The following is a 23,063-nucleotide window of genomic DNA, read 5'->3' on the forward strand; positions in this document are numbered from 1 at the left end:
AGTCGTTTCAGGCACAGCAGGGCCAGTTACGACTTAATCCCCTCCGTCCCCTTTTCTGTTCAGCGACTGAAGCGGCGCGCGCCAGCCACGCAGATCACTGCGACCACGGTCACCAGCACCATGCTGAGGCTGACCGATTCGTGCAGCAGCAGCGCGGCCAGGGCCAGGCCGAAGAAGGGCTGCAGCAACTGCAACTGGCCGACGGCGGCGATACCGCCCTGGGCCAGCCCGCGATACCAGAACAGGAAGCCGAGCAGCATGCTGAACACCGCCACATAACCCAGCGCCCACCACGCCGAGGCATCGACCGCGGTGAACGAGGCCGGACGCATCAGCACCGTCAGCGGCAGCATCACCGGCAAGGCCAGCAGCAACGCCCAGCTGATCACCTGCCAGCCGCCGAGATGGCGGGCGAGCCGGCCGCCTTCGGCATAGCCCAGCCCGCACACCACGATCGCCGCCAGCATCAGCAGGTCGGCCTGCAACGAGGCCTCGATGCCGTTGCGCGCGGCATAGCCGACCACGCACGCACTGCCCAGCAGCGAGAACAGCCAGAACGCCGGGCGCGGCCGATCGCCACCCCGCAGTACGCCGAACACCGCAGTGCTCAACGGCAACAGGCCGAGGAACACGATGGTGTGCGCTGATGAGGCGTGGCGCAGGGCAAGCGCGGTCAGCAGCGGGAAGCCGACCACCACGCCGAGGCTGACCACCACCAGCCCCGGCAGGTCACTGCGCCGTGGCCAAGGCTGGCGCAGCATCAGCAGCAGGCCCAGGCCGAGTACCGCAGCGATGGTGGCCCTCGCAGCAGTGACGAATCCGGCATCCAGCTGCAGTACCGCCAGGCGGGTGGCCGGCAATGAGCCGGCAAAGATCACCACGCCAATGAAGCCATTGATCCAACCACTCGCCGACCGTTCCACGCCTATGCTCCTGGGGTGCCGGGCGGCGCCCGGCGGGATCTCCATGGAAGCACCTGCAGCCCGCGCTCCCCAGCTACAATCCAGTACAGTTTCAAATAACTGTACTGCTCACACTTCCAGCACACTTTCGCCATGCCACGCCCGCTTACCCGTATCGAATCGGTCATCCAGGCCGTCCGTACCCGCATCGGCGCGCGGGTGGATGGCCCCGGCTCACGCCTGCCCTCGGTGCGTGCTCAGGCGGCGGCGATGGGCGTGTCGGTCTCCACCGTGGTCGAGGCCTACGAGCGCCTCGCCGCCGAAGGGCTGATCAGCGCCCGTGCCGGTTCCGGCTTCTATGTCAGCGGACCGCCCGCACCGCTCGCTCTGGCCGAAATGGAACCGCGACTGGACCGCGCGGTGGACCCGCTGTGGGTGTCGCGGCAATCGCTGGAAACGCCGCCCGGGCACCTCAAGCCGGGCTGCGGCTGGATGCCCAGCGACTGGCTGTATCACGACGGCATGCGGCGAGGCCTGCGTCGGCTGGCGCGCGGCGATGCTCCCCACCTGGTCGACTACGCCGGCCCGCTCGGCCTTCCGCCGTTGCGCCATCTACTGCAGCGACGTGCCGCCGCGCTTGGCATCGATGCACCCATGGAGCAGATCCTGCTGACCGAATCCGGTACGCACGCGGTCGACCTGATCTGCCGCTTCCTGCTCAAGCCCGGCGACTGCGTGCTGGTGGATGACCCGAGCTACTTCAACTACCACGCGCTGCTGAAAGCGCACCAGGTGCATGCGGTGGGTGTACCGTACACACACGCCGGCCCGGATCTGGACGCGTTCGCGCAGGCGCTGCAGGAGCACGCGCCGCGGCTGTACATCACCAATTCCGGCCTGCACAACCCGACCGGCGCGATCCTCCCGGCCAGCACCGCGCATCGGCTGTTGGGGCTGGCCGAACGCAGCGAGCTGATCATCATCGAAGACGACATCTTTGCCGACTTCGAGCTGCACCCTGCGCCGCGTCTTGCTGCGCTGGACGGGCTTTCGCGGGTGATCCACGTCGGCAGTTTCTCCAAGACACTGTCGGCCGCTTCGCGCTGTGGCTACATCGCCGCGCGCCACGACTGGATCGAAGCGTTGACCGACCTGAAGCTGGCCACCAGCTTCGGCGGTGGCCATCTGGCGATGCAGTTGATGCACATCGCGCTGACCGACAGTGGCTATCGCCGCCACATGCAATCGGTACGCTCGCGCCTGGCCGACGCGCGCCGGCACACGCTGCGTAAACTGCACACGCTGGGCATCACCCCGTGGCTGCAACCGGAAGCCGGCCTGTTCCTCTGGTGCCAGCTTCCCGATGGCCGCGACGCCGCTGCGCTGGCACGGCAATGCCTGCGCGAAGGCATCGTGCTGGCCCCGGGCAACGCCTTCAGCCAATCGCAGCGCGCGGCCGACTATGTGCGTTTCAACGTTTCGCAGTGCCAGGACCCGAGGATCTGGCAGGTACTGGCGCGCGCGCTGCGTTGAGCTGGTAATGCGCGACCAGCGCATCCACCACCATGCGCACGCCCGGCGACTGGCCGCGACGATGCGGCAGCGGCACGCAATGCCCCCTGCGCGCCGCGCTACAGTGGTATGTCCCCCCGCCGCAGGAATCCGCGCATGTCCACGTTCTCCGACCCGCAGGCGGTGGCCCGCTATGCCGAAGCACCGCTGCGCCAGGTGCCCGGTTTCCTCGCGTTGCAGCAGATGAGCCACCTGCTGCTGGCCGAACGCGTTCCCGCACAGGGCCGCGTGCTGGTACTCGGTGCCGGTGGCGGGCTAGAGCTGAAGGCCTTCGCCGAGGCACAGCCGGGCTGGCAGTTGCTGGGCGTGGATCCGGCCGCACCGATGCTGGCCCTGGCCGAGCTGACACTGGGTCGGCTGATGTCGCGCGTGCAGCTGCTGGAAGGCTACATCGACGATGCGCCCGATCTGCGCTTCGACGGTGCCAGCTGCCTGCTGACCCTGCACTTCCTCGACGCCGCGCAGCGCCTGCACACGCTGCGCGAGCTGCACCGGCGCCTGCAGCCCGGCGCGCCGCTGGTGGTGGCGCACCACAGCGTGCCGCAGGATCCGGCCGGCAAGCTGCGCTGGTTGCAGCGCTACGCGGCGTTCGCCGAAGCCTCGGGGGTTGCCCGCGCCGATGCGCAGCGCGCGATCGAGGCCATTGCCGAGCGGCTGCCGCTGCTGGCGCCCGAGCAGGAGGTCGCACTGCTGCACGAGGCCGGCTTCGACGACGTGGAGCTGTTCTATGCCGGCTTCAGCTTCAAGGGCTGGGTGGCGTACGCCGGGTGATGCCTACGGCACCACTGTGATGCCGATGCGCTGCATCAACAGCGCCACCTGCTGCACGTCCAGCGTGGCGCCGCGCAGGTTGGTGCTGCGCAGGTCCAGCTCGCCCAGCTCGGAGTTGGTCAGATCGCAGTCGGTGAAGTTGGCGCTGTTCCAGTCGATGCCCTCGAACTGGCCGCCGGACAGGTCCGAGCCGGCGAAGCTGGCGCCGCTCACATTCGCACCGTCCCAGCGGTTTTCCCATAGCTCGCACTTCTCCAGCGTCACCCGCGAGAAATTGGCATAGCGCAGGTTCGACTTCTTGATGAAGGCACTGCAGAACCCGCTGCGCGTGGTGATCTGGTTCATGAAGCTGGCGTTGCTGAAGTCCGCGCCCTGCGCACGGCACTCACTGATCTCCAGACCCAGCGCCTTGATGAAACTGAAATGGCACATGCTGATGTCACAGCTGCGGAAACTGGCTTCCTTCAGCGTGGCGCCATTGAAGCGGCAGCCGGCGCGGCTGTCGGCATCGTAGAAACTGCAGTTGATGAACTCGGTGCCGGTCAGGTCCGCGCCTGAAAAATCGCACTCGTGGAACTGCTGATCGACCACTTTCTGGCCGGTGTACTGGTCTGCGCGGATGCGCAGCTTGCGGTGAACGGTCGGGGACATCAGGGATTCCATGCCAGGGGCCCCGCCATGATGCCGGGCCGCAAAGGCGATCCATAGACCCCGGGTGCGGCCCGGTTTACCGGCAGTCCAGCCGCGCTGCGCCTACCCTGCCCAAATGCACGTTGTTGCACGTTAATGCACGAAGATGCAGACTTGCAGCATGAGCTCCGATTCCAGCCCCCTCCCCGCCCAGCGCACCCGGCAGATCCTCGAGGAACTGCGCCAGCAGGGCCGCGTGGTCGCCGCCGAACTGGCGCGCCACTATGCCGTCTCCGAGGATTCGATCCGCCGCGACCTGCGCGAGCTGGCCGCCCAGGGCCTGTGCCAGCGTGTCTACGGTGGTGCCGTGCTGCCACCGCCAAAGGAACGCCCGCTGCGCGAGCGCCTGACCCGCGACCGCGGCGACAAGGCTGAGCTGGCCGCCCGCGTCTGCGCGCTGCTGCAACCCGGCCAGGTCGTACTGCTTGATGCCGGTTCGACCAACCTGGCGATCGCCCAGCAGCTGCCGGCCGCTCTCGGGCTGACGGTGATCACCAATGCCCCGCAGATCGCCACCGCCGCCAGCATGCTTGAAGGCACCTCGGTGCAGCTGATCGGCGGCCGCTTGGCCAGCGGTGGCGGTGCGGTCGGTGCCGAAGCGTTGGCCCAGGTGCAACGCCTGCGTGCCGACGTGTACCTGCCCGGCCCCTGCGCGGTGGACGGCGACACCGGCGTGTGGGCGATGGATGCCGAGGAAGCCACGCTCAAGCGCGCGATGGTGGCCTGCAGCAGCCGCATCATCGTCGCCGCCACCACCGAAAAGCTCGGTGCCCGCGGCCACTGGCAGATCGCCAGCCTCGACGAGATCGACGACCTGGTGCTGACCACCACCGCGCCCCCCGCATTGGCGGCGCGCTTCCGCGCCGCCGGCATCGCGGTACACCCCACTCCGCCCTGACCATACCGCTCATGTCCCTTGCCAACCGCGCGCGTGCCGAACAGCACGCGACCCGCGCTGCGTTCTTCATTCCCGGCTTCGCCACCGCGCTGTGGGCCACCCTGGTGCCGTTCGCAAAGGCACGCACCGGGATCAACGACGCCACGCTGGGGCTGGTGCTGCTCTGCCTCGGTGCCGGTTCGCTGCTGGCGATGCCGTTGTCCGGCGTGCTGGCCGCGCGCCTCGGCTGCCGGCGGGTGATGGTGGCCAGCAGCCTGCTGATCTGCCTGACCGTGCCCGGCCTGGCGCTGGCCGGTTCGGCCTGGTCACTGGGGCTGGTGCTGTTCGTGTTCGGTGCCGCCGTGGGCGCGATGGACTGCACGATGAACGTGCAGGCCGTCATCGTCGAGCGCGAAGCGCGGCGGGTGATGATGTCCGGCTTCCATGCCTTCTTCAGCATCGGCGGTTTCCTCGGTGCGGCCACCATGACCGTGCTGATGTCCGCGCAGCTTCCACCGCTGGCATCGGTACTGATCGGCGTTGCCGCCATGCTGCTGGTGATGCTGCTGTCAGCGGCGTACTGGCACAGCGAACGCATGCCGCACGACACACCGATGTTGGCCCTGCCGCACGGCATCGTGCTGTTCATCGGCGTACTCGCCTTCGTCGCCTTCCTGGGTGAAGGCGCGATGCTGGACTGGAGCGCAGTGTTCCTCAGCGATGTGCGTCGCGTCGATGCCAGCCTCGCCGGTATCGGCTATGTGACCTTCACCCTGACCATGACCGTCGCCCGCCTGTTCGGCGATGCACTGGTGGCACGCGTGGGCCGCCAGCGCGCGATCGTGTTCGGCGCTCTGCTTGCTGCGGCGGGCGTGCTGGTGCTGACCCTGGTCACGCCGTGGCAGGCGTCGCTGGTGGGCTATGTGCTGGTCGGCCTCGGCTGCGCCAACATCGCGCCGGCACTGTTCTCGCTGGCTGGCCACCAGACCCGTATGCCCGGAGCCTTGGCGATCACCGCCGTTTCCACGCTGGGCTTCGCCGGCATTCTTGCCGGGCCGGCGCTGATCGGCTTCGCCGCCAACCACTTCGGCCTGATCGCCGCGTTCATCGGCGTGGCCACGGCCTTGTTGCTGGTGGCCGTGTCCACGCGTTGGCTGCGGGTGTAAAGCCCCGCGCCGAAAAGAACCGCGCGCCCGAAGGCGCGCGGCTCAACAACGCTGCATCAGCGGCAGCAGACCTCAGTACGAGGAGAACTCCCAACGCTGATTGTCGCCACCATGGCACATCCACATATGCACCTTGGAGCCGTTGGTGTTGCCCAGGCCCGGGTCATCCAGGCACATATTGGTCTGCGGATTACGGATTTCGCCGACCAGGCGCCAGGACTGGTGGGCGCCACCATTGCACGACCACATGCGGATCGGATTGCCGTCATGGCTTGCCCCATCGGCCGCCTCCAGGCACTTGCCGCCCAGCCCACGGATCGAACCATCCCCACCCAGCTCGAAGCGCTGCTGTGGCACGCCCGTGCAATCCCACAGCTGTACGCGCGTGCCATCTGCGCTGTTGGCACCTTCCACATCCAGGCACTTGCCGCCGACGCCGACGATCGAACCGTTGGCCGGGTTGAACTCCCACTTCTGGTTGCTGGTCTGTGCGTTGCTGTACAGCTGGATCTTGGTGCCGTTGGCACTGGACGCACCGATGGCGTCGAGCACCTTGTTGCCCACGCCGACGATGGAGGTATTGGTGAACTTCCACGACTGGTTCCAATCACCGTGCGCGTCATACAGCTGGATCCGGCTTCCATTGCTGGTGCCGTAACCGACGATATCGAGTACGCGGTTGCTGGGCACACCGGTGATGGTCGACGTGTTGGGCTTCACCGTCCACAACTGCTGCGGCGTGCCCGGCGTGCAGTCCCACACCTGGATGGCGGTACCCGGACCGGTGTTGGCGCCTTCAGCGTCGAGGCACTTGTTGCCTGCACCGCGGATCTCACCAAAGGTGGGAATGTTGCGCAGGTTGACCGGCGCCGACACCGATCCCTGCGAGAACTGGCCATCGCCGCTGAAGGTGGCGGTGATCGATGCGCTGGTGAAGCCGGCGGGCACGGTATAGTTCACCGCAACCTTGGCCTGGCGACCATAGGCGTACCGGTACGTGCAGCGCCGGACATCACGCCAAGCAACCCAACAGCCGTCGTCCAGGTCGGAAACCGTACCCAGAAAGGGGGTATTGGAGGTACTGACCTGGACCTTGCCCACAGGCTGACCGTTGACCTTGAATTCAACGAAACCACCGATCTGGTCGTTTCCTGGAATGAGGTAGAGCCCTAACGCCTGGGACTCGACCTGTGCGGAAAGCTGGATGACCTGCCCCGGCGCCGGAAGCGCATTGGAGACGGCAGCTGTGGTGGTGGTCGGAAAGCTGTACAGGCGCGGGAGAGACCCGGCCTTTGCACCTGCAGACGCCGCTGCAATTCCAATTGCGAGAACACCCATCGAAACGTAATTCATCCTTGCTCCATTTACGCTGTGTGGAAATCCTATCCAGGGACGACCATTGAAACGCTGCAAGTACGGTGCCCCTGCACTCCCTGGCCATCGACATCGACTGCGGGCCTCGGCCTTCATGGCCAGGAACTCCGGATAGTCTCACAGACGGCGCGCTCACGGCAGGATGCTACCGCCGCCTGCGCCGCAGCTTCATCCGCAATCGCCGATAGCCGATCACCGTCGCCGTGGCACAGAGCGCGGTGCCAGCAGCGCTCAGCAGCAGCAACACCGCCAGCCGGGCACCTTCCTGGCGCAGCATCGCCGGCAGGTCCCAGCTGTGCAGGAAGTAGAACAACCAGCGCCCCACCCGCTCGCGATACCCCATCGTCAGCACCGGATCGCCGGTCGCCAGGTCGAGGTAGACGCGGGTCGCCTCGGCATCGCCGAAATCCACCACCGCCACCGGGAAGCGGCGTACCGCTGCGCCGTTCATGGCTTCCGGTGCACGCGGGTAGAAGTACGCATCCGGCGCATGCTGGACCACGAGCTCCTGCATCGGCGCAGCGGACAGCGCCCGCACCTTCTGCTGCAGCCACGCTGCCGGCAGCAACCGCGCAACCTGCAGATGCCCATTGCTGCCGGACACGATGCGGGTCTCGCCCTGCCCGTCCAGCAGCACGGCGAACAGCTCACCACCGATGCGTCGCCACTGGATCTCCACGGGCCTGAACTGCGCAGCGTCGACCATGGCCAGCAGCGCTGCGGGCTCACCCAGTGCGCCATCCACCGCCACCGGACCACCGCGATAACGTCCGCTGTCGATCGCCTCGCGGGTACTGCTGAAGACGCCCAACGGGTTCATCGACATCAGCCCGCTGAAGATCCAGGTGAACACGAAGGCCGCAGCTACCAGCCCGATCAGATGGTGCCAGCGCATCCATGGTTCGACGTACGGCGTCTTCGCACCGGAACGATAGTGCCCACGGAAACGCCAGCGCCATACGCCCACCACGATGCCGCTGATCGCCGCCACCGTGCACAGTGCGGACAGCACGATCACCACCCACGTCCACACCGGGTCGACCGACTGCATGCGCAGGAAGTACAGCCAGTGCAGCCAGGCGCCCACATAGTTCCAGCGCTGCTGCACATGCGGGGCGTCCAGCACCACTTCGCCGGTGTGCGAGGACACATACAGGTCACCCGGCTGCGCGCCCCCTACCTCCACCCGGTACAGCGGCCGGTGCGCGTCCAGCGCGCGCGAGTGCGTCCAGCGATCCTCGTCCACGCGCATCGCGCCCACGAACGCCTGGCCGCCAGCAAACTGTGCAGCGGACGCTTCGGCGCGCTGTGCCGACACCGGAAGCAGAACCTGGCCGGTGCGCGCAGACCAGGCGCCCACGTTGCCGCCGCTTCGCACCACATACGCTGGCTCGCCGCGCAGCGTCGTCAGTGCCACGGCCTCCGGCTCGGCCTGCACGGCGGCCGGCAATGCCGACAGCCCCTGCCAGCCGCGGGCATCCCCCAGCACCGGCAACGCCGCCAGCCGCTCACCCGGCGTCAGCTTCGGGTAGCCGATGAACAGCATCACCATGCCACTCACGAACCACAGCAGCATCAACAGGCACCCACCAATGCCCAGCCAGCGATGCACCAGGTAGGTCCAGCGCCTGGCGGTGGATCGCAGCGTCATGGCCGGCCTCCTCAGAAGCGATGGTCGACGGTGAATTCGACGCGCCGGTCCGCACCCAGCAGCCACTGCGTGCTGGTGTAGTACGCGGTGGCGTAGTACGCCTTGTCGAACACGTTGAACAGCCGCGCGGACAGTCGCGTGCGCGGTGCCGCCTGCCAGGTCAGCGCAAAGTCGGTGGTGCTGTAGCCGGGAAGTTCCAGTGTGTTGGCATTGTCGGCGTAGCGCTTGCCGACATAGCGAACACCCGCCGCTGCGCTCCAGTCCGGCAGGAACTGCCAGCTCAACCATGCGTTGGCCAAGCGCTCGGCCACGTTCGGCGGCACGTTGCCATCGCGCGACACCAGCACCGCCGGCGAACCGCTGGTTTCCAGGAAGTCCTCGAACTCGGCCTTCAGCACCGTGGCGTTGGCATCGAGCGACCACTGCGGCGCGAAGTTCCAGTTCAAGGACGCCTCAATGCCACGCGAGCTCTGCGCGCCCACCTGCACGCGGCGGTCCGGCACCAGCGGATCGCGGCTGAGCAGACCGGTCTTGCGGATGCGATACGCCGCCAGCGTCCACTCGCCGCCATCGAAGGCCTGCTTCAGGCCCACCTCGATCTGCCGGCCCTTGGCCAGGTCGAAGGCACCGTTGGCCGGGCTGATCATCAGCAGGCCACTGACCGGATCCGCCGCCTGCGAGTACTGCGCGTAGAGGCTCAGCGTCGGCTGCAGCGCGAACACCGTGCCTGCACGCCAGCCGGTGCTGCTGTAGGTCTTCGAGAACGCGTTCTGGCCGCTGATCAGATCGGTGCGATCGATGCGCGCGCGGTCGTGACGCAGCCCACCCAGTACCGACCAGCGTTCACTCAACACCAGCCGGTCCTCCACGAACAGCGCGTACTGCTCGGCGCGGTTGCGATAGCGCGGCAGGTTGGGCGCGTCGCTGGCGAACCGGCCTGGCACCGGATCGAACGGATCGACCGGGCCCGAGCTGCCGGCATAGGTGTTGTTGGTGTGCTTGAAGTGCGCACGATTGGCATCGAGGCCCACGGCAAAGCGGTTGGCCAGGCCCGCGATGTTTCCTTGTACCTGCAGTGTCGAGGTCAACCCGGTCTGGTCCTGGTTGTGGGTGATCTCGGTGTTGCCCGAGCGATCGATCAAACCGGTGGCGCGGTTGTAGACATAGGCCTCGGCATTGCGCCAGTCGCGCTGGCTGTCGATCTGGTAGACGCGGGTTCGCCATTCCACGTTCGACGTCGGCGTCCACAGCGTATCAAGTTGGGTCCAGCGGTCGCGATAACGGATGTCGCTGTCTTCCACGTTGTAGTTGCGATGGCGCAATGCCTCCAGCTGCTGCCCACCCACCAGCGGCGTGCCGAAGTAGCGCATCGGTTTCTGGTGGCCCTGCGCATGGGTGAGGGTCAGCTGCAGGTCCGGGCGTGGCTGCCACAGCAAGGCACCGGAGAAGGTCACGTCACTGTTTCGCCCGCGGTCAACCCAGCCACCGCTGTAATTGCCACTCACGTCCAGCCGATAGGCCAGGTCCCGGGTCAACGCACCGCCGCTGCCGAAGCCCAGGCGCGCAGTATCCTCGCTGCCGACGGTCACGCTGATCTCGTTCTCGATGGCGCTACGCGAGGGCTTCTTGGGCACGATGTTGATGACCCCGCCAATGGCGCCATCGCCATGGATGACCGACGCCGGGCCGCGCAGTACTTCGATGCGTTCGATCGACCAGGTATCGAACGGGAAGGTGATGCCCACGCCGCCGTACTGGCGAAGCCCGTCGTACAGGCGCATCACCGAGGCGCCATCGGTGAAGCCTCGGCTGGACAACGCACTCAGGCCGTTGCCCGGGTGCGGCATGGCACTGATCGCGCCTGCCCGGCTGATCGCATCGCTGAGGTTGGTGTCGCCCCGCTGTTCCAGCTGTTCACGCGAGATCACGGTCAGGCTGGCCGGTGTCTGCAGCACGCTCAGGCCCAGCGCAGACGCGGCGCTGGCGGTGGAAGACAGTTCACCGCTGCGGGTGTCGACCACGCGCACGGTATCCAGCGTGGTCGGGGGTGGCGCATCGGCGGCAAGGGCGGGCACGGCGTACAGCAGGGACATGCACAGCGCAGGCAGTGTCGCCCTGCGCAGGCGCGCGGAGTTGGGGTTGGTTTTCATTTGTTCACGGCATGCAGGGCCGCCCCGCAGTGGCAGGGCAGCTCAGGGAATTCGGAGAACGCGCACGCAGCAGTGCCAGGCCATGCCTGGCGGCTCGGCAAAATCAATCCAAAGGCGCGCGCGCAGGGCTCAGGCGGCCATCAAGGCCGGCGGCCCACGCGCTCCCAATGTGCCGCTGATGCGCTGCGGCAACGCCTGCACCGCACCGCGCAACGCGCGGCATACCGGCGCCATCGGCGCCAACAGCAACACTGCCGCCACCAGCAGGGTGATCAGCCGCGCGGCGATCAGGCAGTAGTCGCAGTCCACGCCCATCTCATGTTCGGCGTGTGGATCGGCAGGCGGCTTCTTTTCGGCCTCGCCGTGCGACATCCCGTGATGCTCGTGGTGCCCTTCCATCGCGTGCTGCGCATGCTCTGCGTGCATCGCGTGATTCATGGCAGCCACCGGTGCGGTTGCCGCAACGTGGCCATGTACCAGCCAGCGGCTCACCAACGGGGCGAGCAGCACCAGCAACATGGCAAGCCATGCCAGGGTCTGGAACCGGCGGTGGAGGACAGAACGACGCACGCCGCCATTCTACGGGGCTGCATCCAACCTTGGACCCCGTTCAGGGTTTCCAGAAAGGTGGTGCGACGTTATGACGCAGCCTCTGGCGCTGGCGCTCTCCATGGCCCCAAGGGGGACGGAAGGCGACCTTATGGCCCCTTCCGTCCCCGCGTCACATTGCTAGAACCGTGCGGGCTGCTGCACCGCGCGTTCCAGGAACATGACCCCCGCCTGCAGGCTGTTGCGGGCGTTCTCCAACCAGCGCTCCGGATCGGCCACCGCGAATCGCTCCTGTGCATCCACATCACCCGAGTCGGCCAGGTCAGCCAGCTGCAGATGGATGTGGTTCTCCACCAGGCTCACCAACAGGGCGAGCTCGGCCGACAATCCGGCGATGCGTTCGGTGAAGCCAGCGTCGTTGCTGTTCAGAGACATGTCCCCTGTTCCTATGCGTTGCGGTGTTGATGGATGGCTTCGAAACGCTCGGCACAGGCAGGCCCACAGAACAGCCTGGCCGGATCGTTGTCGAAGTCTTCGCTGCAGTCCGGGTTGTGGCATTCCCCAATGGGCGTGAGTGGGGCAACGCTGCGGGCCCGCGTTGCGTGCTGGGCCAGTGCTCGTTGCAGATGGCGCGCGTCCAGTTCCTGCGCTTCGTCGATGGTGTCCGTCATGCGGGTTGTATTTTATCGAGGGGTCGTCGCACTGATTGAGAACGTCGCGGCCGCGGCCTGCGGCGCGCATGTGGCATCGGGCCGGGGCATTTCATTGAGGTCGGCTTCAGTCATGCAGGCTCCTTGTGCATGGGCGCCCTGGCGGGCGTTTGAGAGAGAGTGAAGGGCCGCGTCGAACGGCCCGGCCATCATCCGGAAACCGGTTCTCGCCGATTGCGACGCAAGAAGGCGATGATGCGGATCTGCGATCGCAGTCGCATGTCCAACCGCGTGGAGCGCCCATGGCGGAACCGGGGACAGCAGGTATCCAAAGGTGTTGCAAATGGCGGATCCATCGGACACCATGACTACATCAACACCTCCCATCACCTACTGACCACTTCGCGTCGGGCCGCCGCCGCATGGCCTGCACAGCGCAGGCATTGCACAGCGCCGTTGCCATCCACGGCCGCTGTGCATCGAACAACGTTCCAAGGGGGTCCCGCCGAATGTACACACCGCACCCAACACAGGACGTCGTCCCGGCGTTCCTGCAGGCCATGCATGCACACGGCATCGTGCCGGACGCCCGCGGACGCGATGCACTCAACGCCGACGGCACGCTGGTGCGCTTCCACGTGGAGGGTGACCGCCGTGGCACCCGCAATGGCTGGGCGGTCCTGTTCGGCGACAACGTGCCCGCAGGCGAGTTCGGCAGCTGGCGTACCGGTACCCGTCACGCCTGGTGCGCGCAATCACCGGCCACGCTGAGTCCCACCGAGCAGCGCGCGATCCGGCAGCGCCAGGAATCGGCCCGGACCGAACGGGAGCGGCAACAACGCGAGCGCGAGGATGCCGCAGCCAAGGCCGCCAACGTACTGTGGCAGCGGGCCATGCCCGCCGACGACAGCCACCCCTATCTTGCGCGGAAGGGCGTGCACGCTCATGGCCTGCGCGTGGCAGCGTGGCCGGTACGCAACAGCGATGGGCTGGTGTTCCGCCACATCGAGAATGCGCTGTTGGTGCCAGTGGTGAACACTGCCGGAAGGATCGTCTCCCTGCAGGCGATCCTTCCCCGTACCGACCCGGCACTGGGGCGCGACAAGGACTTCCTGGCCGGTGGCCGCAAGCAGGGCTGCTTCCATGTCATCGGCAAGCCATTGCCCGGGCATCCCATCGCCATTGCCGAGGGCTATGCCACCGCAGCATCGATCCATCAGGCCACCGGCTGGTGCGTCGTGGTCGCGTGGGACGCGGGCAACCTGACGGCCGTGGCCCGTGCCTGGCGCAACACCGTACCCGATGCCTCGTTCGTGCTCTGCGCGGATAACGACCAATGGACGCGGCAACCTCTGGAGAACCCTGGTGTCAGCCAGGCCACGCAGGCTGCGGTAGACATCGGTGCTCGGGTGGTCTGGCCGGAATTCGCCATCGTGCACGGCGACGATGATCGCCCCACCGACTTCAACGACCTGCATCGGCGTGAAGGCCTGGAAGCGCTGCGCGCGCAGCTGCTTGCCGACCCACCGTGCGCGCCGGACGAAGCCCCCGCCGACAACGGCACACGCTCCCCGGCCGCCGCGAGCTATCAGGTTCCCGGCAACCTCTCCGCCTTCGATACCTTCACTCCGTTCCCGGACAGCAGCGCACGCGGCCGCCCGTTGCCGACCGCGCGCAATCTCGCCGAGCTGTGCCGGCGCACCGGCGTTACGGTGCGTTACAACGTCATCCGCAAGGACCTGGAGATCCTGGTGCCGGACCTGCAGTCCACGATCGACAATGCCAAGGAGGTTGCCGCCGGCGAAGTGATGGACTGCATGCACCGCGCCGGCATGGCCACCGCCAGCTTCGAGACCAACCTGTGCCAGGTGGCCGAAGCCAATCCCTACAATCCCGTTGCCAGCTGGATCACTTCACAGCCCTGGGATGGCCAGTCCCGCCTCCAGGCGTTCTTCGACACCGTGCAGGAAGCCCAGCCCACGCGCATGGCCGATGGTCGCATCCTGAAGGAGGTGCTGATGCGGCGCTGGCTGATCTCCGGCGTGGCGGCCGCCTTTGAACCGGATGGCGTGGTCGCACGGGGTGTACTGACCTTCGTCTCCAAGCAGAATCTGGGCAAGACGCGCTGGGCACGGCAGCTGGCACCGGCCGAACTGCAGCTGATCGCCGATGGCGTGGTACTCGACACCGCCAACAAGGACAGCATCAAGCAGGTCATCTCCAAGTGGATTGTGGAACTGGGTGAGGTCGACGCCACCTTCCGCCGCACTGATATCGCCGCGCTGAAATCATTCATCTCGCGCAGCCACGATGAAATCCGCCGGCCTTACGCACGCACCGAATCGCGCTATGCGCGGCGCACCATCCTGTTCGCCAGTGTCAACGACGAGCGCTTCCTGCGTGACGCGACCGGCAACAGCCGCTGGTGGACCGTGCATGCCGTGGCCTTGGGTGAACCGGCGCGGATCGACATGCAGCAGGTGTGGGCCGAAGCCCATGCGCTATACCGCAATGGCGAGACCTGGCACCTGTCCGGCGAAGAGCTGGATGCACTCAATGCCACCAACAGCGAGCACGAACCCATCTCACCTATCGCCGAGCTGATCGACCGCCACTTCGACTGGTCTCTCCCCGCCGAGCATTGGAGCACGCACTACCGTGCCACCGAGATCGTCATCGCGGTGGGCATCGACAAACCGAACCGGCGCGAGGTCAACGAGGCCGCCGCCTACGTGGTGAAGCGGCATGGCGTGCGCACCCGCGTGGTGGGCAAGGAACGGGCAAAGGTGTGGCTGATGCCACCGCGCAGCCGCAGCCTGTCCGAACACATCGCAGGACCGTTCTGATGCCACGCACCCATGATGGCCGCGAAGTCGGCAGCGACAGCGCCGAGTGGCGCCTCGACTGCGAGGCACGTCGCCTGCTGCAACTGGCGGGCTACCGCTGCATCGACGCTCAAGGGCGGTGCAGAACGATCAGCCCGCGCCGACATCGCCAGCAGTACCTGGCGCGCGTACAGGCCACCCGTGGTCCTGTGGAGCGCGAGCGATTGGCATCACTGGCGGTACGGCAATGGATCGCCAATCCCCCCCAGCCCGTCTAGGATACAAGTAGATGAAAGGTGTTGACTGGAGCGGTCCACAGAGGCAAGATGACTGTATCGGCCACGCCACCTTCCAGGAGCGCTTCCGCCATGCCTCGACCCCGACTGCATGCCTTCGAAGGTGAGCAGCTCACCGTGCGACAGATCCACCAACGGGTACCGGTACTGTCCGAGCGGACCATCCGCGATCACCTTGCTGCCGGCCGTCGTACGCGTACCGCCATGTTGTGCTTTGACCCGATCGCGGCGGCAGCGCGCGGTGGCCGCATCACCCAGCGCATCCTGCGCGCCCGCAGCACCGCCGCATGTGATTCCTGATCCACCGGCAGCGGCCACGTCTTTCAAGGAGTAGATTGCCCATGATTCCCGCGTCCCTCGACAGCGGCCATCGCATGATCGCCGACACGCTGGCTGCGTTCCGTGCCGGGCCTGCCCTGGCCAGCACTGCGCTTTGCGCACGCCCGCAGGCGGGTCCGCCGCTCTACATCGGCATCGCCGGCGCCAAGCGTGCGGGCAAGGACACCCTCGCCAGCGGGCTGGCGTCGGCACTGGTACTGCCCTGCGACAGCTTCGCCGCACCGCTGCGGCAGTTCGTCGCGTCCCTCCTCGGGCTCTCCCTGCGTGAACTGGACAGCCGCAAGGAGGACACCATCGACTGGCTGGCCGAACTCACTCCTCGCCACCTGATGCAGACCGCGGGTACCGAATGGGGCCGCGATCGCGTCCATCCCGAGCTGTGGGTACGCTCGCTGTTCGCGCGCCTGCCTGCGGGAGGACTGGTGCCCGACGTCCGCTTCAGCAATGAGGCCTGCGCGATCCGTCGCCGCGGTGGTGTCGTGATCCGCGTCAGCCGCCCGGGCCATGGAGGCCATGACACCCACGCCAGCGAGCAGCCACTGCCCGATGAGCTGGTCGACATCGAGGTAAGCAACGACGGCAGCCGGGCCGATCTGGTACGCAGGACGCTGGACCAGCTGCTGTCGCGCGGCGTGATCTGAGCCTGGAGCAGGGCCGCGCTGCCCTGCATCTTCCTGACCCAACCGCAGGTTCCAGCCCATCATCAGCGAAAATGATGTAAGGTCGTCCCCCATCACCGACGGCACCTGTCGTCACCCTGCATCCCCAACCATTTCGCAAAGAGGAATTGTCATGGAGGTCGAACAGTTCACGTCGACGCGCCAGAAGGCCATCGAATTGTTCAAGTCGCAGCCCAAGGGTGGCAAGGACATCGTGAGCCTGGACGCGATCTTCATCTCGCTGTGCTCGCTGGCCAACGCCCGGGCCGAGACCGGCACCACCCGGCAGGAACGCACTGCGGCTCGTCCCGGCAGCCAGCAACCTCCCGCGCCGTGGTTCACCGAGACCCTGGCCGCCCTGAAGGGCAAGGGCGAATCGATCACCGTGGCGCGGTTCCTGATGTTCGCCAACCGCTTCCCGGTCAAGCGCATGGACCAGGTCAATGCAGCGCGCTGGCTGCGTGATGCCGGCTACATTCCGCGCAAGACCGGCGGCAACCTGGTATTCGACCTTTGATCCAGCACCACCTGCAGTCCTGAAGCCCCGGCATCGTCCGGGGCTTTTTCGTTTCAGGGCCTGCTCACCTGCATGAGGACGGCCAACGGGGCGCCATCCTCACCCCGTACCTGCCACATCCCTTTGATCTGCCTTTCTCTCCACCCTGTGAGGACTGCGAGTACGAAGGAAAGAGCAAACATCAGCAGCAACAGCCAGCGGCCGCAGGGCGTCATCCGCTGCCCAGCAGCCCTCCTCACCCGTCCTCGGGGCGCCGATGAATACCTTCAGCACGCATATTTGAAAGTAGACGAAAGGTGTTGACTGGCAGTGCGGGATGGCAACAGTGGAGATCAATGCCACTGAAGACATCCTCCATGAACGCCCTGCCCGACAGCATCCAGACCCTGGCCGAGGTCATCGGCGAATCCGCAGCCCTCACGCTGGTGCGTGCGTGGCCGCCGACCACCTCCAGCACCACCGGCCGTCATCGCGTCATCGTCTACGTTCCCTCCACCCTGCCCGACCAGCATCGCCTGATCGACATCCTCGGCCGCGACGTTGCCCAACGGCTGGTCACCCACTTCGGTGGCGAGCTGCTGTTCCTGGCCTCATGCTTTGCGGCCAATGCCCATGAGCGCCGCGAGCAGATCGCACGAGCGGTCGCCTGTGGCATGCCGCGCGAGCACGTCGCGCGCGAGTTCGGTGTCTCGCAGACCACCATCAAGCGCGCCCTGCGTGGCGCCCGTTCCGCGCCACCGCCTGCGGTCCATCCGGCCCTGCTCAAGGGGTACGCACGCGCATGAACGAGAGCGACCTGCTGGCTGGTGTTCCGGACTGGGCCAAGTATCTGGGGGGAACCTCGGGTGTACTGATCGCGGTGTCGCTGTGGCTGCGCCAGTGGTTGTCGTCGGCCAAGGTCGACCGCACCGCAGACGAGGCCACCAGCAACACCCTGCGCACCCTGCAGGAGCAGCTCGCGGCCGAGCGTACCCGCGCCGACGGCCTGATGCACGAGCGCGAAGCAATGGCCCAGGAGATCGGCCAGCTGCGCGGCGAGGTCAACGCCCTGCGCGCGCAGATCGCCCAGCAGAGCGTGCAGATAGACGCGCTGTTGAACCTGGTGCGCAAGCAGCCGGGGGCCGCCGCATGACCGCCGCAGCAGCCAGCGCCCTCGGTGGGGCCAACATCGCCGCATTCCTGGACATGCTGGCGGTATCCGAAGGCACCGACATCCCCAGCCAGCGCTCGCGTGACCACGGCTACGACGTGATCGTGGGTGGCCAGTTGTTCAACGACTACCGCGACCATCCCCGCGTGCTGGTGTCGCTGCCACGCTATGGCATCAAGTCCAGTGCCGCCGGTCGCTACCAGTTCCTGCGCAGTACCTGGGATGACCTGCGCGCGCGGCTGGGCTTGCCCGACTTCGGCCCGGTTTCGCAGGACCGCGCGGCCGTGGCGCTGCTCAAGCAATGCGGTGCCTACGAATTGATCCGCCTCGGTCGCTTCGATGCCGGCGTCAACGCCGCACGACGTATCTGGGCATCACTGCCGGGCGCCGGCTACGGGCAGAAGGAGCATGCACTGGAAACACTGCGCGTGGCTTACCGCGTCGCCGGCGGAGGCCTGCAGTGACGCCCGTCGCCCTGCGGTTCCGCATAGGCCTGCTGGTCCTCGCCGGTACCCACGCAGGCTGTGCCTGGCTGGGGTGGACGCTGCGCGACCGCAGCGCGGACCTTGCCATCGCCACCCTCCAGACCGCACAGCAGGCATCGCGCGCTGATGCGGCGCAGGCCGCACATCAGCGGGACCTCGGCAACGCCCGCGCAGGCGCGCAGGCCGAATCGCAGCGCCTGGCCACGCAGGCCGAACGCACCCGGCAATTCCAAACCCTGCAACAGGACATCGAGACCCATGCCAAGACTCCTGGCCGTGACCGCGGCGATGCTGATGCTGAGTTCGTGCGCATCTGGCGCGAAGCCAACGCCGGCCGCGCCCTGTCGCGTTGATCTCAGCATCGCCCCGGCGCAGCTGCGTGCGCCGGACGAGCTGCCGGACCTGCAGGCGGCCAACGACGATGCGCTGCTACGCAACCACGTTGCCGTCGCGCGGCAGTACCACGCACTGGCCGACCAGCTGCGTGCCCTGCTGTGCAGCCTCGGCAGCCAGCAGGGGATCACCCTCAACGGTACAGCGCCAAAAACACCTGCGGAGTGCGCAGCCACCGGCACTGCCAGCGCGCGACGACGGCGCTGATCCCCGCGGCCACGCCTGCAATGTCCCATGCGGCGGGTGATGGCAACACTGGATGCAGACAGCGCGCGTCCCCGACCTCGCGCATCCTCCCATTCAACGCATGAGCTGACATGGCGACCAACTCCCCCTCTTCCATTCTCGACGCACTGCACCCCGCCATCGAAGCCGCGATCCGCGCGCGCTTTCCGGACTTCGCAACCGTCGAGTTCTATCGCGAACCCGGTGCTGAAGACCTGGCCACACCGGCCTGCCTGCTGGCGATGACCCGCTGTGATCGCAGCAAGGACAAGGACGATGGCAGCGGGCAGATGCAGGCACTGCTGCGCTTCGAGGCACGCGTCGTCGTCGCTGCCGCCACTGCCGACGCGGCACTGCAGCTGCGCAAGGCCGCCGTCGCGCTCGCCAGCTGGCTGCACCAGCTCGGCCGGTTCCCCGGTGCGGCCAGCGGCGCGATCGATGTGATCGCCGCACTGCCCGAAGACACGGCGGCGGCGCAGCCAGGCCTTCGCACCTGGCTGGTGGAGTGGTCATTGCCGGTCGCCTTGGGCAGCAACGCCTGGGAGGAGACCGGAGGCGCAGTTCCCCAGGCCTTCTACAGCTTCGTACCGGAGATCGGTCGTGATCACGAAGCACGCTACCGGCCCATTGAAGGAGCAGCACCATGAGCGCCGAACACGCACGCTTGATCGGCAACCTGCTGATGATCGGCGTTGTGCGCGAGCTGGACGAAGCGGGCGGCCGCGTGCGCGTGGATGCAGACGGCATGCTGACCGACTGGATTCCCTGGCTGGAGCGCCGTGCTGGCCCAGGCGTGCGCAGCTGGTGTGCACCCGAACCCGGCGAGCAGGTGCTGCTGGCGTGCCCCTATGGCGACCCGGGCCAGGCACTCGTTCTCGGCAGCCTGTACCGGGACCGGTTCCCGGCGCCCGCCGACTCGCGGCTGCGGCACCGCACCGAGTTCGCCGACGGTAGCGTTGTCGAGTACGACCGGGAAACCGCAACGCTCAACGTCGATGTCGGCAGCGGCAAGGTCATCGTCACCTGCGCGAATGCACAGGTGATCGCCAGCGCATCGATCGTGCTCGATACGCCGTCGGTCAAGGCGACTGGCGACCTGGATGTCACCGGTGCGATCAGTGCCGGCAAGGACATCAGCACACCCGGCGAGGTCAAGGCTGGCGCCATCGGCCTGAAGGCACACAAGCACACCGCACAGGGTCCGACCGCACCCACCACGCCCGCGCAGCCCTGAACGGCCACGCGTGCAATGCCCTGAAAACCCGCACTCCACGACGATAGAGGCCATGCGAGGAATCGACGCCAACACCGGCAAATCACTGGATGGGCTCGCCCATCTGCACCAGTCCGTGCGTGACGTTCTCACCACGCCCCTTGGCTCCAGGGTACTGCGCCGTGAGTACGGTTCGCGCGTGTTCGAACTGATCGATGCGCCGACCAACCGCTCGCTGCGCATGGACCTGATCGCGGCCACCGTCGACGCACTCGCGCGATGGGAACCGCGGCTTCACGTCGAGAACGTCGACGTCTCCCTCCCCGCCCCCGGCGTGATGATCCTGGCAGTGACCGGAATCCACCTGCCGGACGGCGAGGCCATCACCATCGAAGGAATCGAGGTTCGCTAACCGTGGCATCCGGCTCGTTCACCAGTGTCAATCTCTCCCAGCTGCCTGCACCGGCGGTCATCGAAGTGCTCGATTTCGAGACGCTGTTCGATGAATCGTTGACCGCACTGCAGGCGCTCGACCCCACCTTCGACGCGCTGCTGCCGTCGGACCCGGCCTTCAAGATCCTGGAGGTCTGCACCTACCTGCGTCTGCTCGACCGACAGCGCGTCAACGATGCGGCGCGTGGCGTGATGCTGGCCTACGCAGTCGGCAGCGACCTGGACCAGCTGGCCGCGATCTTCGGCATCGGCCGCCAGATGCTGGACCCGGGCAAGCCGCAGGAAGGCATTCCGCCACGCTACGAGAGCGATGAAGATTTCCGTCGGCGCATCCAGCTGGGTCCGGAAGGCTTCAGCGTGGCCGGGCCGGAAGGCGCCTACATCTTCCACGCGCTGAGCGCCGATCCGCGGGTGCTGGACGCCAGCGCGACCAGTCCGTCGCCGGGTGAGGTGGTGGTCTCGGTGCTGTCGCGTGAAGCCGATGGCACGGCCACCCAGGCGCTGCTCGACGCAGTGGAAGCGAAGCTGAGTGCGGCCGACGTGCGTCCGCTGACGGACCACGTGCTGGTACGCACGGCGGCAATCATCAACTACGCGGTCACCGCCACGCTCTACACCTACGCCGGCCCGGATTCGCAGGTGGTGCTGGCCGAAGCACGCTCGCGCCTGGATCGCTACATCGCCGAGTCGCATCGGCTCGGCCGCGATGTCACCCGCTCCGGTCTGTTCGCCGCATTGCATGCCGAGGGCGTGCAGCGCGTGGAGATTTCCAGCCCGGCGGCTGACGTGGTGGTGGACCGGACCCAGGCCACCTACTGCACTGCGGTGACCCTGACCCATGGCGGCAACGATGAGTGATTCCACCGCACGCCTGATCAGTGCACGCCTGCGTGGCGCGATCGATGGGCACAACCTGCAGTTCCGCCATCCAGGTGGCGCACTGGCCACCCTGCAGGCGGTATACCGCACCGATTGGCAGGGGCGACAACGGCTCTCCAACCAGCCACGCCGCAATCTTCAGCGACAGTCGCAGGATTTCCGCGCCGCTAGCTGGCTGGGCTTCTACAGGAAGCCGGCCAGCCTGGCGGGAGGCGAGTCCGCGCCCGATGGAACCCGCACGGCATTCTCGTTCGCAGCCTCCGACGCCATCGGTGGCCCCAACCAGAACTTCACCGGTCTGGTCGACGACGATGGCTCCGCTTACGCCGATGGAGCACCCACAACCATCAGTGTCTGGCTACGCGCCAGTCAGCCCTGCGCCGTCGATTTCGGTCTGCGCACGCTCGGGGCAGGTCGGACGCGCCTGCCTGTGGGCACGGAGTGGAGACGGCACGCCTTCACCTACACGCCAAGCCCCAATGATCCCGGTCGCGGGCTGGGTATCGTGTTCGATCGGTTGGCATCCCAGAACGCGGGGCTCGCGCCGGACGCCAGGATCCACGTGTGGGGTGCCCAGGCAGAAGCCGGTAGTGGTGCAACAGGCTACATCGCCACCACCGCCTCCACCCCCACCATCATCGACTACGTCCATTCCGGCGAACGGGTCACGCTTGGCACCGCACCGATGCCGGGGATGGTGATAGAAGGCGAGGCGAGCGTGATCGTTCCGGCCGCCGCCACCCTGCTGCCGCCCAACGCCACCCGCGCGGAACGGGTGCTGGCCCGTGCTGCGGTGACCCGCCCGCTGCCAGTGGACATCACCGCGCTGTGGGATGCGGACCGCTGCCCGGCCGCGTTGCTGCCCTGGCTGGCCTGGGCCTTGTCCGTCGACGAATGGAAGGCCTACTGGCCGGAAACGGTAAAGCGTGCCCGTGTGCGCGCCGCGATCGCGATCCAGCGCCGCAAAGGCACCTGGGGCAGCGTCCGCGATGTGGTGGCTGCATTCGGCGGTTCGATCCTGATCCGCGAATGGTGGGAAATGCAGCCGCGAGGTGCACCGCACACCTTCGAAGCGGTGATGACCATCGCCAACCAGGGCGGCGAGACCGCCACCGCCAAGTTCGTCGACGACGTGATCGGCGAGATCAGCCGCACCAAGCCGGTGCGCTCGCACTTCACGTTCACCCAGGGCATGCAGGCCAGCGCCGGTATCGGTGCACTTGCCGGCGCCCATGGCACCACCTTCCGCCGCATCCAACTGATCGGAGAGTAAACCC

Annotated in this window: 27 protein-coding genes; 18 read left to right on the top strand and 9 right to left on the bottom strand. The window is 66.9% G+C overall.

Annotation, left to right across the window (positions count from 1 at the left end; all coding sequences use genetic code 11):
• Window positions 1-59: 59 nt before the first annotated feature.
• Window positions 60-923: a DMT family transporter gene (locus AC13FN_RS03180; protein ID WP_049434388.1), complete on the bottom strand. Its 864-nt coding sequence runs from the start codon at window positions 921-923 to the stop codon at window positions 60-62.
• 132 nt (window positions 924-1,055) lie between these two features.
• Between AC13FN_RS03180 and AC13FN_RS03185 the strand changes: the two genes are divergently transcribed.
• Together AC13FN_RS03185 and AC13FN_RS03190 are read left to right on the top strand one after the other, a co-directional pair.
• Window positions 1,056-2,435, top strand: a complete 1,380-nt coding sequence (locus tag AC13FN_RS03185) for an aminotransferase-like domain-containing protein (RefSeq protein WP_482985175.1) — start codon at window positions 1,056-1,058, stop codon at window positions 2,433-2,435.
• Between the two features lie 135 nt (window positions 2,436-2,570).
• The gene (locus tag AC13FN_RS03190; protein WP_049434382.1) at window positions 2,571-3,245 is read left to right on the top strand and encodes a class I SAM-dependent methyltransferase; all 675 of its coding nucleotides are present in this window, start codon (window positions 2,571-2,573) and stop codon (window positions 3,243-3,245) included.
• Window positions 3,246-3,248: 3 nt separating this feature from the next.
• Here AC13FN_RS03190 and smqnr read toward each other — a convergent pair whose 3' ends face one another.
• Entirely contained in the window at window positions 3,249-3,896 is a 648-nt protein-coding gene (gene smqnr / locus AC13FN_RS03195; RefSeq protein WP_049434380.1) for a SmQnr family pentapeptide repeat protein, read from the bottom strand.
• Window positions 3,897-4,056: 160 nt separating this feature from the next.
• On the opposite strand from smqnr, the gene AC13FN_RS03200 reads away from it, so the two are divergent.
• On the top strand, window positions 4,057-4,833 hold the full coding sequence (locus AC13FN_RS03200) for a DeoR/GlpR family DNA-binding transcription regulator (protein ID WP_054171139.1): 777 nt from the start codon (window positions 4,057-4,059) through the stop codon (window positions 4,831-4,833).
• An 11-nt stretch (window positions 4,834-4,844) separates the two neighbouring features.
• Window positions 4,845-5,978: an MFS transporter gene (locus tag AC13FN_RS03205; protein ID WP_054171138.1), complete on the top strand. Its 1,134-nt coding sequence runs from the start codon at window positions 4,845-4,847 to the stop codon at window positions 5,976-5,978.
• A 72-nt stretch (window positions 5,979-6,050) separates the two neighbouring features.
• On the opposite strand, the gene AC13FN_RS03210 is transcribed toward AC13FN_RS03205, so the two are convergent.
• From AC13FN_RS03210 to AC13FN_RS03235, 6 genes are all read right to left on the bottom strand, one after another.
• Window positions 6,051-7,331, bottom strand: coding sequence for an RICIN domain-containing protein (locus tag AC13FN_RS03210; protein WP_482985174.1), 1,281 nt, complete (start codon window positions 7,329-7,331; stop codon window positions 6,051-6,053).
• Between the two features lie 166 nt (window positions 7,332-7,497).
• Window positions 7,498-9,003, bottom strand: coding sequence for a PepSY domain-containing protein (locus tag AC13FN_RS03215; protein ID WP_054171136.1), 1,506 nt, complete (start codon window positions 9,001-9,003; stop codon window positions 7,498-7,500).
• Between the two features lie 11 nt (window positions 9,004-9,014).
• On the bottom strand, window positions 9,015-11,153 hold the full coding sequence (locus AC13FN_RS03220; RefSeq protein WP_482985173.1) for a TonB-dependent receptor: 2,139 nt from the start codon (window positions 11,151-11,153) through the stop codon (window positions 9,015-9,017).
• 129 nt (window positions 11,154-11,282) lie between these two features.
• Window positions 11,283-11,672 carry a DUF2946 family protein gene (locus AC13FN_RS03225; protein ID WP_049434369.1) on the bottom strand — a complete coding sequence of 130 codons (390 nt, stop codon included), beginning with the start codon at window positions 11,670-11,672 and terminating at the stop codon, window positions 11,283-11,285.
• Between the two features lie 210 nt (window positions 11,673-11,882).
• Entirely contained in the window at window positions 11,883-12,137 is a 255-nt protein-coding gene (locus AC13FN_RS03230; protein ID WP_054171134.1) for a hypothetical protein, read from the bottom strand.
• 11 nt (window positions 12,138-12,148) lie between these two features.
• Complete coding sequence (locus tag AC13FN_RS03235; RefSeq protein ID WP_054171133.1) at window positions 12,149-12,373, bottom strand: hypothetical protein; 225 nt, start codon at window positions 12,371-12,373, stop codon at window positions 12,149-12,151.
• Between the two features lie 488 nt (window positions 12,374-12,861).
• Between AC13FN_RS03235 and AC13FN_RS03240 the strand changes: the two genes are divergently transcribed.
• From AC13FN_RS03240 to AC13FN_RS03275, 8 genes are all read left to right on the top strand, one after another.
• A complete protein-coding gene (locus tag AC13FN_RS03240) occupies window positions 12,862-15,198 on the top strand; it encodes a VapE domain-containing protein (RefSeq protein ID WP_482985172.1) in 2,337 nt (778 codons plus the stop codon).
• Window positions 15,198-15,455, top strand: coding sequence for a DUF7696 family protein (locus AC13FN_RS03245; protein ID WP_482985171.1), 258 nt, complete (start codon window positions 15,198-15,200; stop codon window positions 15,453-15,455). The genes AC13FN_RS03240 and AC13FN_RS03245 overlap by 1 nt, the downstream gene beginning before the upstream one ends.
• A 90-nt stretch (window positions 15,456-15,545) precedes the next feature.
• On the top strand, window positions 15,546-15,773 hold the full coding sequence (locus AC13FN_RS03250) for a hypothetical protein (RefSeq protein WP_164191894.1): 228 nt from the start codon (window positions 15,546-15,548) through the stop codon (window positions 15,771-15,773).
• 41 nt (window positions 15,774-15,814) lie between these two features.
• On the top strand, window positions 15,815-16,453 hold the full coding sequence (locus AC13FN_RS03255) for a deoxynucleotide monophosphate kinase family protein (RefSeq protein WP_217015287.1): 639 nt from the start codon (window positions 15,815-15,817) through the stop codon (window positions 16,451-16,453).
• Between the two features lie 151 nt (window positions 16,454-16,604).
• Complete coding sequence (locus AC13FN_RS03260; protein WP_019336915.1) at window positions 16,605-16,988, top strand: hypothetical protein; 384 nt, start codon at window positions 16,605-16,607, stop codon at window positions 16,986-16,988.
• 356 nt (window positions 16,989-17,344) lie between these two features.
• Entirely contained in the window at window positions 17,345-17,773 is a 429-nt protein-coding gene (locus AC13FN_RS03265) for a Mor transcription activator family protein (protein WP_019336914.1), read from the top strand.
• Window positions 17,770-18,120, top strand: a complete 351-nt coding sequence (locus AC13FN_RS03270) for a hypothetical protein (protein ID WP_010483765.1) — start codon at window positions 17,770-17,772, stop codon at window positions 18,118-18,120. The genes AC13FN_RS03265 and AC13FN_RS03270 overlap by 4 nt, the downstream gene beginning before the upstream one ends.
• On the top strand, window positions 18,117-18,602 hold the full coding sequence (locus AC13FN_RS03275; RefSeq protein ID WP_482985170.1) for a glycoside hydrolase family 24 protein: 486 nt from the start codon (window positions 18,117-18,119) through the stop codon (window positions 18,600-18,602). The genes AC13FN_RS03270 and AC13FN_RS03275 overlap by 4 nt, the downstream gene beginning before the upstream one ends.
• Here AC13FN_RS03275 and AC13FN_RS03280 read toward each other — a convergent pair.
• Window positions 18,572-18,883 carry a hypothetical protein gene (locus AC13FN_RS03280; RefSeq protein ID WP_482985169.1) on the bottom strand — a complete coding sequence of 104 codons (312 nt, stop codon included), beginning with the start codon at window positions 18,881-18,883 and terminating at the stop codon, window positions 18,572-18,574. The genes AC13FN_RS03275 and AC13FN_RS03280 overlap by 31 nt on opposite strands.
• Here AC13FN_RS03280 and AC13FN_RS03285 point away from each other — a divergent pair.
• From AC13FN_RS03285 to AC13FN_RS03310, 6 genes are all read left to right on the top strand, one after another.
• The gene (locus AC13FN_RS03285) at window positions 18,882-19,223 is read left to right on the top strand and encodes a hypothetical protein (protein WP_154583008.1); all 342 of its coding nucleotides are present in this window, start codon (window positions 18,882-18,884) and stop codon (window positions 19,221-19,223) included. The genes AC13FN_RS03280 and AC13FN_RS03285 overlap by 2 nt on opposite strands.
• 110 nt (window positions 19,224-19,333) lie before the next feature.
• Window positions 19,334-19,888 carry a hypothetical protein gene (locus AC13FN_RS03290; RefSeq protein ID WP_054171128.1) on the top strand — a complete coding sequence of 185 codons (555 nt, stop codon included), beginning with the start codon at window positions 19,334-19,336 and terminating at the stop codon, window positions 19,886-19,888.
• Complete coding sequence (locus AC13FN_RS03295) at window positions 19,885-20,475, top strand: phage baseplate assembly protein V (protein WP_401741376.1); 591 nt, start codon at window positions 19,885-19,887, stop codon at window positions 20,473-20,475. The genes AC13FN_RS03290 and AC13FN_RS03295 overlap by 4 nt, the downstream gene beginning before the upstream one ends.
• 52 nt (window positions 20,476-20,527) lie before the next feature.
• Entirely contained in the window at window positions 20,528-20,866 is a 339-nt protein-coding gene (locus AC13FN_RS03300) for a GPW/gp25 family protein (protein ID WP_010483777.1), read from the top strand.
• Between the two features lie 2 nt (window positions 20,867-20,868).
• Window positions 20,869-21,765, top strand: a complete 897-nt coding sequence (locus AC13FN_RS03305; protein ID WP_010483779.1) for a baseplate assembly protein — start codon at window positions 20,869-20,871, stop codon at window positions 21,763-21,765.
• Complete coding sequence (locus AC13FN_RS03310) at window positions 21,758-23,059, top strand: phage tail protein I (protein WP_482985168.1); 1,302 nt, start codon at window positions 21,758-21,760, stop codon at window positions 23,057-23,059. The genes AC13FN_RS03305 and AC13FN_RS03310 overlap by 8 nt, the downstream gene beginning before the upstream one ends.
• Window positions 23,060-23,063: the final 4 nt, after the last annotated feature.

This window comes from Stenotrophomonas sp. 115C5, from assembly GCF_056861055.1.

Bases quoted from the DNA above. Each gene is read 5' to 3' on its own strand.
- AC13FN_RS03260 (WP_019336915.1), top strand. From the start codon at position 16,605: ATGGAGGTCGAACAGTTCACGTCGACGCGCCAGAAGGCCATCGAATTG.
- AC13FN_RS03310 (WP_482985168.1), top strand. From the start codon at position 21,758: ATGAGTGATTCCACCGCACGCCTGATCAGTGCACGCCTGCGTGGCGCG.
- AC13FN_RS03210 (WP_482985174.1), bottom strand. From the start codon at position 7,331: ATGAATTACGTTTCGATGGGTGTTCTCGCAATTGGAATTGCAGCGGCG.
- AC13FN_RS03185 (WP_482985175.1), top strand. From the start codon at position 1,056: ATGCCACGCCCGCTTACCCGTATCGAATCGGTCATCCAGGCCGTCCGT.
- AC13FN_RS03225 (WP_049434369.1), bottom strand. From the start codon at position 11,672: ATGTTGCTGGTGCTGCTCGCCCCGTTGGTGAGCCGCTGGCTGGTACAT.
- smqnr (WP_049434380.1), bottom strand. From the start codon at position 3,896: ATGTCCCCGACCGTTCACCGCAAGCTGCGCATCCGCGCAGACCAGTAC.
- AC13FN_RS03275 (WP_482985170.1), top strand. From the start codon at position 18,117: ATGACCGCCGCAGCAGCCAGCGCCCTCGGTGGGGCCAACATCGCCGCA.
- AC13FN_RS03190 (WP_049434382.1), top strand. From the start codon at position 2,571: ATGTCCACGTTCTCCGACCCGCAGGCGGTGGCCCGCTATGCCGAAGCA.
- AC13FN_RS03250 (WP_164191894.1), top strand. From the start codon at position 15,546: ATGCCTCGACCCCGACTGCATGCCTTCGAAGGTGAGCAGCTCACCGTG.
- AC13FN_RS03205 (WP_054171138.1), top strand. From the start codon at position 4,845: ATGTCCCTTGCCAACCGCGCGCGTGCCGAACAGCACGCGACCCGCGCT.
- AC13FN_RS03240 (WP_482985172.1), top strand. From the start codon at position 12,862: ATGTACACACCGCACCCAACACAGGACGTCGTCCCGGCGTTCCTGCAG.
- AC13FN_RS03255 (WP_217015287.1), top strand. From the start codon at position 15,815: ATGATTCCCGCGTCCCTCGACAGCGGCCATCGCATGATCGCCGACACG.
- AC13FN_RS03285 (WP_154583008.1), top strand. From the start codon at position 18,882: ATGCCAAGACTCCTGGCCGTGACCGCGGCGATGCTGATGCTGAGTTCG.
- AC13FN_RS03270 (WP_010483765.1), top strand. From the start codon at position 17,770: ATGAACGAGAGCGACCTGCTGGCTGGTGTTCCGGACTGGGCCAAGTAT.
- AC13FN_RS03235 (WP_054171133.1), bottom strand. From the start codon at position 12,373: ATGACGGACACCATCGACGAAGCGCAGGAACTGGACGCGCGCCATCTG.
- AC13FN_RS03290 (WP_054171128.1), top strand. From the start codon at position 19,334: ATGGCGACCAACTCCCCCTCTTCCATTCTCGACGCACTGCACCCCGCC.
- AC13FN_RS03300 (WP_010483777.1), top strand. From the start codon at position 20,528: ATGCGAGGAATCGACGCCAACACCGGCAAATCACTGGATGGGCTCGCC.
- AC13FN_RS03215 (WP_054171136.1), bottom strand. From the start codon at position 9,003: ATGACGCTGCGATCCACCGCCAGGCGCTGGACCTACCTGGTGCATCGC.
- AC13FN_RS03295 (WP_401741376.1), top strand. From the start codon at position 19,885: ATGAGCGCCGAACACGCACGCTTGATCGGCAACCTGCTGATGATCGGC.
- AC13FN_RS03265 (WP_019336914.1), top strand. From the start codon at position 17,345: ATGAACGCCCTGCCCGACAGCATCCAGACCCTGGCCGAGGTCATCGGC.
- AC13FN_RS03280 (WP_482985169.1), bottom strand. From the start codon at position 18,883: ATGGGTCTCGATGTCCTGTTGCAGGGTTTGGAATTGCCGGGTGCGTTC.
- AC13FN_RS03220 (WP_482985173.1), bottom strand. From the start codon at position 11,153: ATGAAAACCAACCCCAACTCCGCGCGCCTGCGCAGGGCGACACTGCCT.
- AC13FN_RS03230 (WP_054171134.1), bottom strand. From the start codon at position 12,137: ATGTCTCTGAACAGCAACGACGCTGGCTTCACCGAACGCATCGCCGGA.
- AC13FN_RS03245 (WP_482985171.1), top strand. From the start codon at position 15,198: ATGCCACGCACCCATGATGGCCGCGAAGTCGGCAGCGACAGCGCCGAG.
- AC13FN_RS03200 (WP_054171139.1), top strand. From the start codon at position 4,057: ATGAGCTCCGATTCCAGCCCCCTCCCCGCCCAGCGCACCCGGCAGATC.